This is a genomic window from Pseudomonas chlororaphis subsp. chlororaphis (genome assembly GCF_003945765.1).
Classification (GTDB): domain Bacteria; phylum Pseudomonadota; class Gammaproteobacteria; order Pseudomonadales; family Pseudomonadaceae; genus Aquipseudomonas; species Aquipseudomonas chlororaphis.
On record NZ_CP027712.1, the window covers coordinates 4404935 to 4419655 of the forward strand.

13 protein-coding genes are annotated in these 14721 nt (G+C 61.8%); all 13 read left to right on the forward strand.

Translation table 11 applies throughout. From position 1 onward, the window contains the following. Positions 1 to 24 precede the first annotated feature (24 nt). The 13 genes from C4K27_RS19835 (at position 25) to nuoJ (ending at position 14719) form a co-directional block, all read left to right on the forward strand. Complete coding sequence (locus C4K27_RS19835; protein WP_053261843.1) at positions 25 to 1191, forward strand: ribosomal protein uL16 3-hydroxylase; 1167 nt, start codon at positions 25 to 27, stop codon at positions 1189 to 1191. Beyond that, a complete protein-coding gene (locus C4K27_RS19840) occupies positions 1184 to 1609 on the forward strand; it encodes a GNAT family N-acetyltransferase (protein ID WP_007929190.1) in 426 nt (141 codons plus the stop codon). Before C4K27_RS19835 ends, C4K27_RS19840 begins: the two co-directional genes overlap by 8 nt. Before the next feature lie 196 nt (positions 1610 to 1805). Further along, a complete protein-coding gene (locus tag C4K27_RS19845; protein ID WP_053261844.1) occupies positions 1806 to 2561 on the forward strand; it encodes a secretin N-terminal domain-containing protein in 756 nt (251 codons plus the stop codon). A 512-nt stretch (positions 2562 to 3073) separates the two neighbouring features. Continuing rightward, complete coding sequence (gene aceA / locus C4K27_RS19850; protein WP_007929188.1) at positions 3074 to 4399, forward strand: isocitrate lyase; 1326 nt, start codon at positions 3074 to 3076, stop codon at positions 4397 to 4399. A gap of 598 nt (positions 4400 to 4997) precedes the next feature. Further along, the gene (locus C4K27_RS19855) at positions 4998 to 5411 is read left to right on the forward strand and encodes an NADH-quinone oxidoreductase subunit A (RefSeq protein WP_007929187.1); all 414 of its coding nucleotides are present in this window, start codon (positions 4998 to 5000) and stop codon (positions 5409 to 5411) included. Positions 5412 to 5421: 10 nt separating this feature from the next. Continuing rightward, positions 5422 to 6096, forward strand: coding sequence for a NuoB/complex I 20 kDa subunit family protein (locus tag C4K27_RS19860; protein WP_007929186.1), 675 nt, complete (start codon positions 5422 to 5424; stop codon positions 6094 to 6096). A 72-nt stretch (positions 6097 to 6168) separates the two neighbouring features. Further along, positions 6169 to 7950, forward strand: a complete 1782-nt coding sequence (gene nuoC / locus C4K27_RS19865) for an NADH-quinone oxidoreductase subunit C/D (protein ID WP_007929185.1) — start codon at positions 6169 to 6171, stop codon at positions 7948 to 7950. Positions 7951 to 7952: 2 nt separating this feature from the next. Further along, positions 7953 to 8450 (forward strand): NADH-quinone oxidoreductase subunit NuoE, encoded by a 498-nt coding sequence (gene nuoE / locus C4K27_RS19870; RefSeq protein WP_053261845.1) that lies wholly within the window; start codon positions 7953 to 7955, stop codon positions 8448 to 8450. Then, a complete protein-coding gene (gene nuoF, locus C4K27_RS19875) occupies positions 8447 to 9805 on the forward strand; it encodes an NADH-quinone oxidoreductase subunit NuoF (RefSeq protein WP_009044590.1) in 1359 nt (452 codons plus the stop codon). The genes nuoE and nuoF overlap by 4 nt, the downstream gene beginning before the upstream one ends. 125 nt (positions 9806 to 9930) lie before the next feature. Further along, positions 9931 to 12645 carry an NADH-quinone oxidoreductase subunit NuoG gene (gene nuoG, locus C4K27_RS19880; protein ID WP_053261846.1) on the forward strand — a complete coding sequence of 905 codons (2715 nt, stop codon included), beginning with the start codon at positions 9931 to 9933 and terminating at the stop codon, positions 12643 to 12645. Then, complete coding sequence (gene nuoH, locus C4K27_RS19885; protein WP_007929607.1) at positions 12642 to 13649, forward strand: NADH-quinone oxidoreductase subunit NuoH; 1008 nt, start codon at positions 12642 to 12644, stop codon at positions 13647 to 13649. Before nuoG ends, nuoH begins: the two co-directional genes overlap by 4 nt. Positions 13650 to 13660: 11 nt before the next feature. Further along, complete coding sequence (gene nuoI, locus C4K27_RS19890; protein ID WP_003223795.1) at positions 13661 to 14209, forward strand: NADH-quinone oxidoreductase subunit NuoI; 549 nt, start codon at positions 13661 to 13663, stop codon at positions 14207 to 14209. A 9-nt stretch (positions 14210 to 14218) separates the two neighbouring features. Continuing rightward, positions 14219 to 14719, forward strand: a complete 501-nt coding sequence (nuoJ, locus tag C4K27_RS19895; RefSeq protein ID WP_007929608.1) for an NADH-quinone oxidoreductase subunit J — start codon at positions 14219 to 14221, stop codon at positions 14717 to 14719. Positions 14720 to 14721 lie beyond the last annotated feature (2 nt).

Here is a 14721-nt window from a genome sequence, read left to right on the forward strand (position 1 = left end):
GTGCATTTTTTCAATAGGTTACACATGAATCCTGATATTCCTCTTCAACTTCTGGGCGGCATCAGCGCACGGGAATTCCTGCGTGACTACTGGCAGAAAAAGCCCCTGCTGATCCGTCAGGCCCTGCCCGACTTCGAAAGCCCGATCGACGCCGACGAACTGGCCGGCCTGGCGCTGGAAGAAGAGGTCGAATCGCGCCTGGTCATCGAGCACGGCGAACGCCCCTGGGAACTGCGCCGCGGCCCGTTCGCCGAAGACGAATTCAGCAAGCTGCCAGAGCGCGACTGGACCCTGCTGGTCCAGGCCGTCGACCAGTTCGTGCCGGAAGTCGCCGAATTGCTGGAGCATTTCCGTTTCTTGCCGAGCTGGCGTATCGACGATGTGATGATCAGCTTCGCCGCTCCCGGCGGTAACGTCGGCCCGCACTTCGATAACTACGACGTGTTCCTGCTGCAAGGCCACGGCAAGCGCAACTGGAAGATCGGCCAGATGTGCGACGCCGAAAGCCCGCTGCTGCAGCACGCGGACCTGCGCATCCTCGCCGAGTTCGAAGAAACCGAAAGCTGGATCCTGGAACCCGGCGACATGCTTTACCTGCCACCGCGCCTGGCCCACTACGGCGTAGCGGTGAACGACTGCATGACCTACTCGGTGGGCTTCCGCGCGCCGAGCGCCGCCGAAGTGCTGACCCACTTCACCGACTTCCTCAGCCAGTACCTGCCGGATGAAGAGCGCTATACCGACGCCGACGTGCAACCTGTCAGCGATCCGCACCAGATCCAGCACGACGCCCTCGATCGCCTCAAGGGCCTGCTGGCCGAGCACATGAGCGACGAGCGCATGCTGCTGACCTGGTTCGGCCAGTTCATGACCGAGCCGCGCTACCCGGAACTGGTGGTCGGCCCCGAGCTGGAAGAAGAAGACCTGCTCGGCAGCCTCGAACAGGGCGCCATCCTGATCCGCAACCCGAGCGCGCGCCTGGCCTGGTCCGAAGTCGACGACGACCTGCTGCTGTTCGCCAGCGGCCAGAGCCGCTACCTGCCGGGCAAGCTGCGCGAACTGCTGAAGATGATTTGCGCCGCCGACGCGCTGCACCTCGACAACCTCGGCCCATGGCTGGCGGACGAGGATGGACGCAGCCTGCTGTGCGAACTGGTCAAGCAAGGAAGCCTGGGATTTGCCGATGAATAAGATTCGCGTACGTGTCGCAGACTGGCAAAAGGATAACGCCGAGATCCGGCGCATTCGTGAAGCGGTGTTCATCATCGAGCAATCCGTCCCCCCTGAGCTGGAGTGGGACGCCGACGACGACAGCGCGGTGCATTTCCTCGCGCTCGAAGGCGACTTTCCGATCGGCACCGCACGCCTGCTGCCCGATGGGCAGATCGGCCGGGTATCGGTGCTCAAGGACTGGCGCGGCCTGAAGGTCGGCGATGCGCTGATGCAGGCAGTGATCGGCGAAGCCGAGAAGCGCGGCCTCAAGCAGCTGATGCTCAGCGCCCAGGTCCAGGCTACCGCCTTCTATGAGCGCCTGGGTTTCAGCATCGTCAGCGAGGAATTCCTGGAAGCGGGCATTCCTCACGTCGACATGGTTCGCGGCAACGCCTGAGCAAGCCCCGCACAGCAGCGAACCTGCTGACGATGTCCTGCCAGGCATCACAAAACGCCCCAGCCTCCCCGGATCCAGCAAGCTAAGCTGGCTCCTTGGAGGCCGGGGCGTTTTGCCATCGGCGATTCAACTTGCCCCACCGCGGGCCGACAAACTGTCAAACTCAAGGCTTCCACCCCTAGCGGAGATAACGGACATGTCCCTACGCACCCTACTCACGACGCTGCTGCTGACTGCAAGCTTTTCAGTCACAGCCGCGACCGAGATCGTGCCCCTGAACAACCGCACCAGCGCCGACCTGCTGCCCGTCGCACAGAACTTCCTCGGCAAGGAAGGCCGGGTCAGCGCCTACGGCAACCAGCTGATCGTCAATGCGGAACCTGAGAAGATCGAGGAACTGCGCGCCTTCATCGCGCAACTGGATACCGCCGCCAAACGCCTGCTGATCACGGTCGACACCAACGAAAACAACACCCAGAACAACCAGGCTTATTCGCTCAACGGCGCGCCGCAAACCCGCATCATCAGCCGCAGCACCGTCAGCCGCGATGGCGGCATCCAGCAGATCCAGGCCAGCGAAGGCATACCGGCCCTGATCCAGGTCGGCCAGAGCGTGCCGCTGACCACCACCCAGACCGATCCTTACGGCCGCCTGCAGAACCAGACCCAGTATCGCAACGTCACCCAGGGTTTCTACGTCACGGCCAGCGTCACCGGCGAAACCGTCCACCTGAGCATCAGTACCAACCGTGACCGCATGAGCCAGGAACGTCCCGATGTAGTGAATGTGCAAAGTACCGACACAACTGTCAGCGGTCGTCTTGGCGAGTGGATCACCCTGGCCGGCGTCAATCGCCAGAACCAGGCCGACAAACAGGCTACAACCCGCAGCTACTCGACTCAGGGCCGGGATGACATGACCTTGCGAGTGAAAGTCGACGCCTTGGACTAAAGCACCGGAAACTGACTGATTAGTCGTATTAGACCAAAGATGTAGTGGTATAAAAAAAGCACTACAAAACGTTTGACGAGGCAAAAAACCGAAGGCATGATGGCCTCGCTCCCGCTAATCAGGGGCCCTGGCAAGGGCCTTCGGATCGCCGCTCTAACCTACCCACCTGAGCCGATTCGTGTCTGTACCGCCCACAAGGTGTGTTTGACGAGATTGCGACTGGAACGAGGTTGTCCCGAGGGACGGAAGCTAACTAGGTAGATCGGCAACACACTGATGGTTCGTATGAAGGCCCACGACGCCCGAATGCGCCCGACAGCTGGCCCTCACCTGCTCACTTCCCCCTTGAGCCCATCGTTCAACCGTCGCCATCGCGCCATACCCGACTTGACCGCCTAAGCTTCTGGTCAGCGAGCAGCCAACTACGCACCCTTTGACCCTGCGTATCTGGCGAGTCGGAATTTTCCGCCCAAGAACGACTTTTCACACAAGACGCGACGAGGTTTATCTCCATGGCACTGACACGCGAACAGCAAATTGCAGCCCTTGAAAAAGACTGGGCTGAAAACCCGCGCTGGAAAGGCGTGACTCGCACTTATTCCGCTGCCGACGTTGTCCGTCTGCGTGGCTCGGTTCAACCTGAGCACACCCTGGCACGCATGGGCGCCGAGAAGCTCTGGAACCTGGTGACCCAGGGTGCCAAACCGTCCTTCCGTCCTGAGAAAGATTTCGTCAACTGCATGGGCGCCCTGACCGGCGGCCAGGCAGTGCAGCAAGTCAAAGCCGGCATCCAGGCGATCTACCTGTCGGGCTGGCAGGTTGCCGCGGACAACAACTCCGCCGAATCGATGTACCCGGACCAGTCGCTGTACCCGGTGGACTCCGTGCCAACCGTGGTCAAGCGCATCAACAACTCGTTCCGTCGCGCCGACCAGATCCAGTGGAAATCCGGCAAGAACCCGGGCGACGAAGGCTACATCGACTACTTCGCACCGATCGTGGCTGACGCCGAAGCCGGTTTCGGCGGCGTGCTGAACGCCTACGAGCTGATGAAGAGCATGATCGAAGCAGGCGCCGCTGGCGTTCACTTCGAAGACCAACTGGCTTCCGTGAAGAAATGCGGCCACATGGGCGGCAAGGTACTGGTTCCGACCCAGGAAGCCGTGCAGAAGCTGACCGCTGCCCGTCTGGCGGCCGACGTTGCCGGCGTACCGACCATCATCCTGGCCCGCACCGACGCTAACGCCGCCGACCTGCTGACCTCCGACTGCGACCCGTACGACCAGCCGTTCGTGACCGGCACCCGCACCCAGGAAGGCTTCTATAAAGTGCGCGCCGGCCTCGACCAGGCCATCGCTCGCGGCCTGGCCTACGCGCCGTATGCCGACCTGATCTGGTGCGAAACCGCCAAGCCGGACCTGGACGAAGCCCGTCGCTTCGCCGAAGCGATCAAGAAGGAATACCCGGACCAGATCCTGTCGTACAACTGCTCGCCTTCCTTCAACTGGAAGAAGAACCTGGACGACGCGACCATCGCCAAGTTCCAGCGCGAACTGTCCGCCATGGGCTACAAGCACCAGTTCATCACCCTGGCCGGCATTCACAACATGTGGCACAGCATGTTCAACCTGGCGCACGACTACGCCCGCAACGACATGACCGCCTACGTGAAGCTGCAGGAGCAGGAATTCGCTGACGCCGCCAAGGGTTACACCTTCGTGGCTCACCAGCAGGAAGTGGGCACCGGCTACTTCGACGACATGACCACCGTGATCCAGGGCGGCTCGTCTTCGGTAACCGCACTGACCGGCTCCACCGAAGAAGAACAATTCCACTGATTCGACTTCGCGCTGAAAAACGGCCATTGCAGACCCGGTAAAAGCTAACTGCAGTGCTGCACATCTGACGCCCCGACTGGTTCGGGGCGTTTTTTTTGCCTGCAGCTTTTGCAGGCATCACCGCCCCCCCAAGCGGTGACAGCAACGAGCCTGCTCGCGACGACGTCGGCCCGGACACCCTGCCAATCAGGCAAAACATTGATCCAGAGCGGTATGCGTGAAGAAAAAAGCGGGTAAAAGGGGCTCGCTCGCAACTTGCAGTAACGAGCATATAAAAGACAACTTAGCGGCTCTTCATGGGAGCCATTGTTTAAAAGCAGCGCCAAATAATATTGATTATCATTTAGAGGCAATAATGTTCGTTACAGCGAGGACAAAACATAATTAACAAAACCCCCGCTAATGCCCACAGGCCGTGGCTTACGGGGCTTGCAAGGGGAGCTATGTCCTTATTCCGCTAAATAATTTCGCCATGAAAATTTACTTGCCCGGTGTTTAGCCATAAAATCACGGCGATTGATTGCACTGCGACATATCGTCACTGCTTTATTTCTTTATCAAGCTCAGAGACCTTTGCTCTCTGTTAAGGATTACCAGCATGCCCGAAGCGACAGGACTCATGGCCCACAACTGGGGCTTTGCCATTTTCCTTCTGGGTGTAGGCGGCCTCTGCGCCTTCATGCTCGGCGTCTCCAGCCTCCTCGGGTCAAAAGCCTGGGGCCGCAGCAAAAACGAACCGTTCGAGTCCGGCATGCTACCTACCGGTGGCGCCCGCTTGCGGCTCTCAGCCAAATTCTATCTGGTCGCGATGCTCTTCGTGATCTTCGATATCGAAGCCCTCTTTCTCTTTGCCTGGTCTGTGTCCGTCCGCGAAAGCGGCTGGACCGGATTCGTCGAAGCTCTCGTTTTCATAGCAATTCTGTTGGCAGGTCTTGTCTACCTTTGGCGGGTGGGGGCTCTTGATTGGGCTCCGGAAGGTCGCCGTAAGCGGCAGGCGAAGCTAAAACAATGAGGCTTTGGCGATGCAATACAATCTCACCAGGATCGACCCCGATGCTCCTAACGAGCAGTATCCGATCGGCGAACGGGAAACCGTTTCCGATCCGTTAGAAGATCAAGTCCACAAAAACATCTTCATGGGCAAGCTGGAAGACGTGCTGAGCGGCGCGGTCAACTGGGGGCGTAAGAACTCCCTGTGGCCGTACAACTTCGGCCTGTCCTGCTGCTACGTGGAAATGACCACCGCCTTCACGGCGCCCCACGACATCGCGCGCTTCGGCGCCGAAGTTATCCGGGCATCACCGCGCCAGGCGGATTTCATGGTTATTGCCGGAACCTGCTTCATCAAGATGGCGCCGATCATTCAGCGTCTCTACGAGCAAATGCTCGAGCCGAAGTGGGTCATCTCCATGGGTTCGTGCGCCAACTCCGGTGGCATGTACGACATCTATTCCGTCGTTCAAGGGGTGGACAAGTTCCTGCCCGTGGACGTCTACGTGCCTGGCTGCCCGCCCCGCCCTGAAGCTTTTCTGCAAGGCCTGATGCTCTTGCAGGAGTCGATTGGCCAGGAGCGTCGCCCACTTTCCTGGGTCGTCGGTGACCAAGGCGTGTATCGCGCCGAAATGCCGTCGCAAAAGGAACAGCGCCGCGAACAGCGTATTCAGGTAACCAACCTGCGCAGCCCCGACGAAGTCTGATTCCAGAACGCTTCTTACAAAGAACGAAAAACTGGCTTCATTCTTTACGTTGACCGAAAGCGATAAAAAACCATGACTACAGGCAGTGCTCTGTACATCCCGCCTTATAAGGCAGACGACCAGGATGTGGTCGTCGAACTCAATAACCGTTTTGGCCCTGAGGCGTTCACCGCCCAGGCCACCCGCACCGGCATGCCGGTGCTGTGGGTTACCCGCGCCAAACTCGTCGAAGTCCTGACCTTCCTGCGCAACCTGCCCAAGCCGTACGTCATGCTCTATGACCTGCATGGCGTGGACGAGCGTCTGCGCACCAAGCGTCAAGGGCTGCCAGGTGCCGACTTCAGCGTGTTCTACCACCTGCTGTCGATCGAACGTAATAGTGACGTAATGATCAAGGTCGCCTTGTCCGAGAGCGACCTCAGCTTGCCGACCGTGACCGGTATCTGGCCGAACGCCAACTGGTACGAGCGTGAAGTCTGGGACATGTTCGGCATCGACTTCGCCGGCCATCCTCACCTGTCGCGCATCATGATGCCGCCGACCTGGGAAGGTCACCCGCTGCGCAAGGACTTCCCGGCGCGCGCCACCGAGTTCGATCCGTTCAGCCTGACCCTGGCCAAGCAACAACTGGAAGAAGAAGCCGCGCGCTTCAAGCCGGAAGACTGGGGCATGAAGCGTTCCGGCGCCAACGAGGACTACATGTTCCTCAACTTGGGCCCGAACCACCCTTCGGCCCACGGTGCCTTCCGCATCATCCTGCAGCTGGACGGCGAAGAGATCGTCGACTGCGTGCCGGACATCGGCTACCACCACCGTGGCGCCGAGAAGATGGCCGAGCGTCAGTCCTGGCACAGCTTCATCCCGTACACCGACCGTATCGACTACCTCGGCGGCGTGATGAACAACCTGCCGTACGTGCTCTCGGTCGAGAAACTGGCCGGAATCAAGGTGCCGGAGAAGGTCGACGTCATCCGCATCATGATGGCCGAGTTCTTCCGGATCACCAGCCACCTGCTGTTCCTGGGCACCTACATCCAGGACGTCGGCGCCATGACCCCGGTGTTCTTCACCTTCACCGACCGTCAGCGCGCCTACACCGTGATCGAAGCGATCACCGGTTTCCGCCTGCACCCGGCCTGGTACCGCATCGGCGGCGTCGCCCACGACCTGCCGCGCGGCTGGGAAAAACTGGTGAAAGACTTCGTCGACTGGCTGCCCAAGCGCCTCGACGAATACACCAAGGCCGCCCTGCAGAACAGCATCCTCAAGGGTCGTACCATCGGCGTCGCCGCCTACAACACCAAGGAAGCCCTGGAATGGGGCGTCACCGGTGCCGGCCTGCGTTCCACCGGTTGCGATTTCGACCTGCGTAAAGCGCGCCCCTACTCCGGCTACGAGAACTTCGAATTCGAAGTACCGCTGGCGGCCAACGGCGATGCCTACGACCGCTGCATGGTCCGCGTCGAAGAGATGCGCCAGAGCATCAAGATCATCGACCAGTGCCTGCGCAACATGCCGGAAGGCCCGTACAAGGCGGACCACCCGCTGACCACGCCGCCACCGAAAGAGCGCACGCTGCAGCACATCGAGACCCTGATCACGCACTTCCTGCAGGTTTCTTGGGGCCCGGTCATGCCGGCCAACGAGTCCTTCCAGATGATCGAAGCGACCAAGGGCATCAACAGTTATTACCTGACGAGCGATGGCGGCACCATGAGCTACCGCACCCGGATCCGCACCCCGAGCTTCGCCCACCTGCAGCAGATCCCTTCGGTGATCCGCGGCAGCATGGTCGCGGACTTGATCGCGTACCTGGGTAGTATCGACTTCGTTATGGCCGACGTGGACCGCTAAGCATGAACAGCCCGCTTATCCAGACAGACCGTTTCGCCCTGAGCGAAACCGAGCGCTCGGCCATCGAGCACGAGCTGCATCACTACGAAGACCCGCGCGCGGCGTCTATCGAAGCCCTGAAGATCGTCCAGAAGGAACGTGGCTGGGTGCCTGATGGCGCGCTCTACGCCATCGGCGAGATCCTCGGCATCCCGGCCAGCGACGTAGAAGGCGTGGCGACGTTCTACAGCCAGATCTTCCGTCAACCGGTCGGCCGTCACATCATCCGTGTCTGCGACAGCATGGTCTGCTACATCGGCGGCCACGAGTCCGTGGTCAGCCAGATCCAGAGCGAGCTGGGCATCGGCCTCGGCCAGACCACCGCAGACGGCCGCTTCACCCTGCTGCCGGTATGCTGCCTGGGCAACTGCGACAAGGCCCCGGCGCTGATGATCGACGACGACACTTTCGGCGACCTGCAGCCTGCTGGCGTGGCCAAACTGTTGGAGGGCTACGTATGACCCTGACATCCTTCGGCCCCGCCAACCGCATCCAGCGCAGCCCGGAAACTCATCCGCTGACCTGGCGCCTGCGCGACGACGGCGAGCCGGTATGGCTCGACGAGTACCAGGCCAAGAACGGCTACGCCGCGGCGCGCAAGGCCTTCGCCGACCTGTCCCAGGACGACATCGTCCAGACCGTCAAGGACGCCGGCCTCAAGGGCCGCGGCGGCGCGGGCTTCCCCACTGGCGTGAAGTGGGGCCTGATGCCCAAAGACGAATCCATGAACATCCGCTACCTGCTGTGCAACGCGGATGAAATGGAACCCAACACCTGGAAAGACCGCATGCTGATGGAGCAACTGCCCCATCTGCTGATCGAAGGCATGCTGATCAGCGCCCGTGCGCTGAAAACCTACCGCGGCTACATCTTCCTGCGGGGCGAGTACACCACCGCCGCCAAGCACCTCAACCGTGCCGTGGAAGAAGCCAAGGCCGCGGGCCTGCTGGGCAAGAACATCCTCGGCTCGGGCTTCGACTTCGAGCTGTTCGTCCACACCGGCGCCGGGCGTTACATCTGCGGTGAAGAAACCGCACTGATCAACTCCCTCGAAGGCCGCCGTGCCAACCCACGCTCCAAGCCGCCCTTCCCTGCCGCCGTCGGCGTGTGGGGCAAGCCGACCTGCGTGAACAACGTCGAAACCCTGTGCAACGTGCCAGCGATCATCGGCGACGGCGTGGAGTGGTACAAATCCCTCGCTCGCGAAGGCAGTGAAGACCACGGCACCAAGCTGATGGGCTTCTCCGGCAAAGTGAAGAACCCTGGGCTGTGGGAGCTGCCGTTCGGCGTGACCGCGCGCGAGCTGTTCGAAGACTACGCCGGCGGCATGCGCGATGGCTTCAAGCTCAAGTGCTGGCAGCCAGGCGGCGCCGGTACCGGTTTCCTGTTGCCTGAACACCTGGATGCGCAAATGTACGCCGGCGGCATCGCCAAGGTAGGCACCCGCATGGGTACCGGCCTGGCCATGGCGGTCGACGACAGCATCAACATGGTGTCGCTGCTGCGCAACATGGAAGAGTTCTTTGCCCGCGAATCCTGCGGCTTCTGCACCCCTTGCCGCGATGGCCTGCCGTGGAGCGTCAAGCTGCTGCGCGCCCTCGAGAAAGGCGAAGGGCAAGCCGGTGATATCGAGACCCTGCTGGGTCTGGTCGGCTTCCTCGGCCCAGGCAAGACCTTCTGTGCTCACGCACCGGGCGCCGTGGAGCCATTGGGCAGTGCCATCAAGTATTTCCGTCCAGAGTTCGAGGCCGGCATCGCAGCCACCAGTGCTGCCGCCGTCCCGCCCCTGGCCCGGCCGATCGTAGTCGGCGCGTAAACGTATCGAACGAGGGTGGTCCGTGCCGCCCTCGTATCGCCTGAAGACGCCGCGACGCGCCAGGCGAGCACCAAGATTCCATTAGCCACGCCCGCTGACACCGGGCCAACGAAGAACTTTGAACCATGGCCACTATCCACGTAGACGGCAAAGCGCTCGAAGTCGATGGGGCGGACAACCTGTTACAGGCATGTCTGTCACTAGGCCTCGACATCCCTTATTTCTGCTGGCACCCCGCTCTCGGTAGCGTCGGTGCCTGTCGCCAATGCGCGGTCAAGCAGTACACCGACGAGAACGACACCCGTGGTCGCATCGTCATGTCCTGCATGACGCCCGCCACCGACAACACCTGGATCTCCATCGACGATGAAGAATCCAAGGCCTTCCGCGCCAGTGTCGTCGAATGGCTGATGACCAACCACCCGCACGACTGCCCGGTCTGTGAGGAAGGCGGTCACTGCCACCTGCAAGACATGACCGTGATGACCGGCCACAACGAGCGCCGTTATCGCTTCACCAAGCGTACCCACCAGAACCAGGAACTCGGCCCGTTCATCGCCCACGAGATGAACCGCTGCATCGCCTGCTACCGTTGCGTGCGTTTCTACAAGGACTATGCCGGCGGCACCGACCTCGGTGTGTTCGGCGCCCACGACAACGTGTACTTCGGTCGCGTTGAAGACGGCACCCTGGAAAGCGAGTTCTCCGGCAACCTCACCGAGGTCTGCCCGACCGGTGTGTTCACCGACAAGACTCACTCCGAGCGCTACAACCGCAAATGGGACATGCAGTTCTCGCCGAGCATCTGCCATGGCTGCTCCAGCGGTTGCAACATTTCCCCCGGCGAGCGCTACGGCGAACTGCGGCGCATCGAGAACCGCTACAACGGTTCGGTGAACCAGTACTTCCTGTGCGACCGTGGCCGTTTCGGCTACGGCTACGTCAACCGCGAAGACCGTCCACGCCAGCCGCTGCTGAACGACGGTACCAAGCTGAACCTGGACCAGGCGCTGGACAAGGCCGCCGACCTGCTGCGCGGGCGCAATATCGTCGGTATCGGTTCGCCTCGCGCCAGCCTGGAAAGCAACTACGCCCTGCGTGAACTGGTAGGCGCCGAGCACTTCTACAGCGGTATCGAAGCCGCCGAACTGGAGCGCATCCGCCTGGTCCTGCAAGTGCTGAGAAACAGCCCGCTGCCCGTGCCGACCATGCGCGACATCGAAGACCACGATGCGGTGTTCGTCCTCGGCGAGGACCTGACCCAGACCGCCGCCCGCATGGCCCTGGCCCTGCGCCAGTCGGTCAAGGGCAAGGCCGAAGAGATGGCCGACGCCATGCGCGTCCAGCCATGGCTCGACGCCGCGGTGAAAAACATCGGCCAGCACGCGCTGAACCCGCTGTTCATTGCAAGCATCGCTGAAACCAAGCTCGACGACGTCGCCGAAGAGTGTGTACACGCCGCTCCCGACGACCTGGCGCGCATCGGTTTCGCCGTAGCCCACGCCCTGGATGCCAGCGCCCCGGCCGTCGAAGGCCTGGACAGCGAAGCCTTTGAGCTGGCCAAGCGCATCGCCGACGCCCTCCTCGCCGCCAAGCGCCCACTGATCATCGCTGGCACCTCCCTGGGCTCCAAGGTGCTGATCGAAGCTGCGGCGAACATCGCCAAGGCCCTCAAGCTGCGCGAGAAGAACGGTTCCATCAGCCTGATCGTGCCCGAGGCCAACAGCCTCGGCCTGGCCATGCTCGGTGGCGAATCGGTGGACGCCGCGCTGCAAGCGGTCATCGACGGCCAGGCCGACGCCCTGGTCGTGCTGGAAAACGATCTGTACACCCGCACCGACGCCGCCAAGGTCGATGCCGCGCTGAACGCCGCGAAAGTGCTGATCGTCGCCGACCATCAGAAGACCGCCACCAGCGATCGCGCGCACCTGGTCCTGCCAGCGGCCAGCTTCGCCGAGGGCGACGGCACCCTGGTCAGCCAGGAAGGCCGTGCCCAGCGCTTCTTCCAGGTGTTCGATCCAACCTATATGGATGCCAGCATCCTGGTTCACGAAGGCTGGCGCTGGCTGCATGCCCTGCGCTCTACCCTGCTGAACAAGCCGGTGGACTGGACCCAGCTGGACCACGTGACCGCCGCCTGCGCCCAGAGCAACCCGCAACTGGCGCACATCGTCGATGCCGCGCCATCGGCGTCGTTCCGCATCAAGGGCCTGAAGCTGGCTCGCGAACCGCTGCGTTACAGCGGCCGTACCGCCATGCGCGCCGATATCAGCGTGCACGAGCCACGTACCCCGCAAGACCAGGACACCGCGTTTTCCTTCTCCATGGAAGGTTACTCGGGCTCCGTGGAACCACGCTCCCAGGTGCCGTTCGCCTGGTCGCCGGGCTGGAACTCGCCGCAAGCCTGGAACAAGTTCCAGGACGAAGTCGGTGGTCACCTGCGTGCCGGCGATCCGGGCACCCGCCTGATCGAAAGCCAGGGCGACAGCCTCGGCTGGTTCGCCAGCGTGCCGCGCGCCTTCTCCCCTGCCCAGGGCACCTGGCAGGCGGTGCCGTTCTACCACCTGTTCGGCAGCGAGGAGAACTCTTCGAAAGCCGCTCCGGTCCAGGAACGCATCCCGGCCGCCTACGTCTCCCTGGCCAAGTCCGAAGCCGACCGCCTGGGCGTCAACGATGGCGCGCTGCTCGCCGTGAGCGTGGCGGGCCAGACCCTGCGTCTGCCGCTGCGCATCAACGAAGAGCTGGGCGCTGGCCTGGTGGCCCTGCCAGCAGGCCTGGCGGGCATTCCACCGGCGTTCTTTGGCAAATCCGTTGACGGTCTGCAGGAGGCAGCGCAATGACCTGGTTCACCCCTGAAGTGATCGACGTGATCCTGGCGGTCGTCAAAGCCCTGGTCATCATGCTGGCCGTGGTGGTCGCAGGTGCCTTGCTCAGCTTTGTCGAACGTCGCCTGCTGGGCTGGTGGCAGGACCGTTACGGTCCGAACCGCGTTGGCCCGTTCGGCATGTTCCAGATCGCCGCCGACATGCTGAAGATGTTCTTCAAGGAAGACTGGACCCCGCCGTTTGCCGACAAGGTGATCTTCACCCTGGCACCGGTCGTGGCCATGAGCGCCTTGCTGATCGCTTTCGCGATCATCCCGATCACCCCGACCTGGGGCGTGGCGGACCTGAACATCGGCCTGCTGTTCTTCTTCGCCATGGCCGGCCTGTCGGTCTACGCGGTGCTGTTCGCCGGCTGGTCGAGCAACAACAAGTTCGCCCTGCTCGGCAGCCTGCGCGCCTCGGCCCAGACCGTGTCCTATGAAGTGTTCATGGGCCTAGCGCTGATGGGCATCGTGGCCCAGGTCGGCTCGTTCAACATGCGCGACATCGTCGACTACCAGGCGCAGAACCTGTGGTTCATCATTCCGCAGTTCTTCGGTTTCTGTACCTTCTTCATCGCTGGCGTGGCCGTGACTCACCGTCACCCGTTCGACCAGCCGGAAGCGGAACAGGAACTGGCCGACGGTTACCACATTGAATACGCCGGCATGAAATGGGGCATGTTCTTCGTTGGCGAGTACATCGGCATCATCCTGATCTCGGCACTGCTGGTCACCCTGTTCTTCGGTGGCTGGCACGGTCCGTTCGGCATCCTGCCGCAACTGTCCTTCGTCTGGTTCGCCCTGAAGACCGCGTTCTTCATCATGCTGTTCATCCTGCTGCGCGCTTCCATCCCGCGTCCGCGTTATGACCAGGTGATGGACTTCAGCTGGAAATTCTGCCTGCCGCTGACCCTGATCAATTTGCTGGTGACTGCTGCGCTTGTGTTGTTGAACACGCCAGCGGGCGCGGTTCAGTGAGGATTTGACCCATGTTCAAATATATTGGCGACATCGTTAAGGGTACTGGTACCCAACTGCGCAGCCTGGTGATGGTCTTCGGCCATGGCTTTCGCAAGCGCGACACCCTGCAATACCCGGAAGAGCCGGTCTACCTGCCGCCCCGCTACCGCGGCCGCATCGTGCTGACCCGCGACCCCGATGGCGAAGAGCGTTGCGTAGCCTGCAACCTTTGCGCCGTGGCATGCCCGGTGGGTTGCATCTCGCTGCAGAAAGCTGAAACCGAAGACGGTCGCTGGTACCCGGACTTCTTCCGCATCAACTTCTCGCGTTGCATCTTCTGCGGCCTCTGCGAGGAAGCCTGCCCGACCACCGCGATCCAGCTGACCCCGGATTTCGAGATGGCCGAGTTCAAACGTCAGGACCTGGTTTACGAGAAAGAAGATCTGCTGATCTCCGGCCCCGGAAAGAACCCTGATTACAACTTCTATCGTGTTGCAGGTATGGCCATTGCCGGTAAGCCAAAAGGCTCCGCGCAAAACGAAGCCGAGCCGATCAACGTGAAGAGCTTGCTGCCTTAAGGAAGAAAGATGGAATTCGCTTTCTATTTCGCGTCAGGTGTCGCCGTTGTCTCCACGCTCCGCGTGGTGACCAACACCAACCCTGTGCACGCCCTGCTCTACCTGATCATTTCGCTGATCGCCGTGGCGATGACCTTCTTCAGCCTCGGCGCGCCGTTCGCCGGCGTGCTGGAAGTGATCGCCTATGCCGGCGCCATCATGGTGCTGTTCGTGTTCGTGGTGATGATGCTGAACCTGGGGCCTGCCTCGGTTCAGCAGGAACGCATCTGGCTCAAGCCGGGAATCTGGCTGGGGCCGGTGGTGCTCGCCGCCCTGCTGCTGGTGGAACTGCTGTACGTGCTGTTCAGCCACCAGAGCGGTACCGGTGTCGGCCACACCACCGTGGACGCCAAGGCCGTGGGCATCAGCCTGTTCGGTCCTTATCTGCTGGTGGTCGAACTCGCCTCGATGCTGCTGCTCGCCGCAGCCGTCACGGCGTTCCACCTGGGCCGCAACGAGGCGAAGGAGTAAGA

Coding starts and splice junctions, on each gene's coding strand:
- C4K27_RS19835 (WP_053261843.1), top strand. CDS start 25: ATGAATCCTGATATTCCTCTTCAACTTCTGGGCGGCATCAGCGCACGG.
- C4K27_RS19840 (WP_007929190.1), top strand. CDS start 1,184: ATGAATAAGATTCGCGTACGTGTCGCAGACTGGCAAAAGGATAACGCC.
- C4K27_RS19845 (WP_053261844.1), top strand. CDS start 1,806: ATGTCCCTACGCACCCTACTCACGACGCTGCTGCTGACTGCAAGCTTT.
- aceA (WP_007929188.1), top strand. CDS start 3,074: ATGGCACTGACACGCGAACAGCAAATTGCAGCCCTTGAAAAAGACTGG.
- C4K27_RS19855 (WP_007929187.1), top strand. CDS start 4,998: ATGCCCGAAGCGACAGGACTCATGGCCCACAACTGGGGCTTTGCCATT.
- C4K27_RS19860 (WP_007929186.1), top strand. CDS start 5,422: ATGCAATACAATCTCACCAGGATCGACCCCGATGCTCCTAACGAGCAG.
- nuoC (WP_007929185.1), top strand. CDS start 6,169: ATGACTACAGGCAGTGCTCTGTACATCCCGCCTTATAAGGCAGACGAC.
- nuoE (WP_053261845.1), top strand. CDS start 7,953: ATGAACAGCCCGCTTATCCAGACAGACCGTTTCGCCCTGAGCGAAACC.
- nuoF (WP_009044590.1), top strand. CDS start 8,447: ATGACCCTGACATCCTTCGGCCCCGCCAACCGCATCCAGCGCAGCCCG.
- nuoG (WP_053261846.1), top strand. CDS start 9,931: ATGGCCACTATCCACGTAGACGGCAAAGCGCTCGAAGTCGATGGGGCG.
- nuoH (WP_007929607.1), top strand. CDS start 12,642: ATGACCTGGTTCACCCCTGAAGTGATCGACGTGATCCTGGCGGTCGTC.
- nuoI (WP_003223795.1), top strand. CDS start 13,661: ATGTTCAAATATATTGGCGACATCGTTAAGGGTACTGGTACCCAACTG.
- nuoJ (WP_007929608.1), top strand. CDS start 14,219: ATGGAATTCGCTTTCTATTTCGCGTCAGGTGTCGCCGTTGTCTCCACG.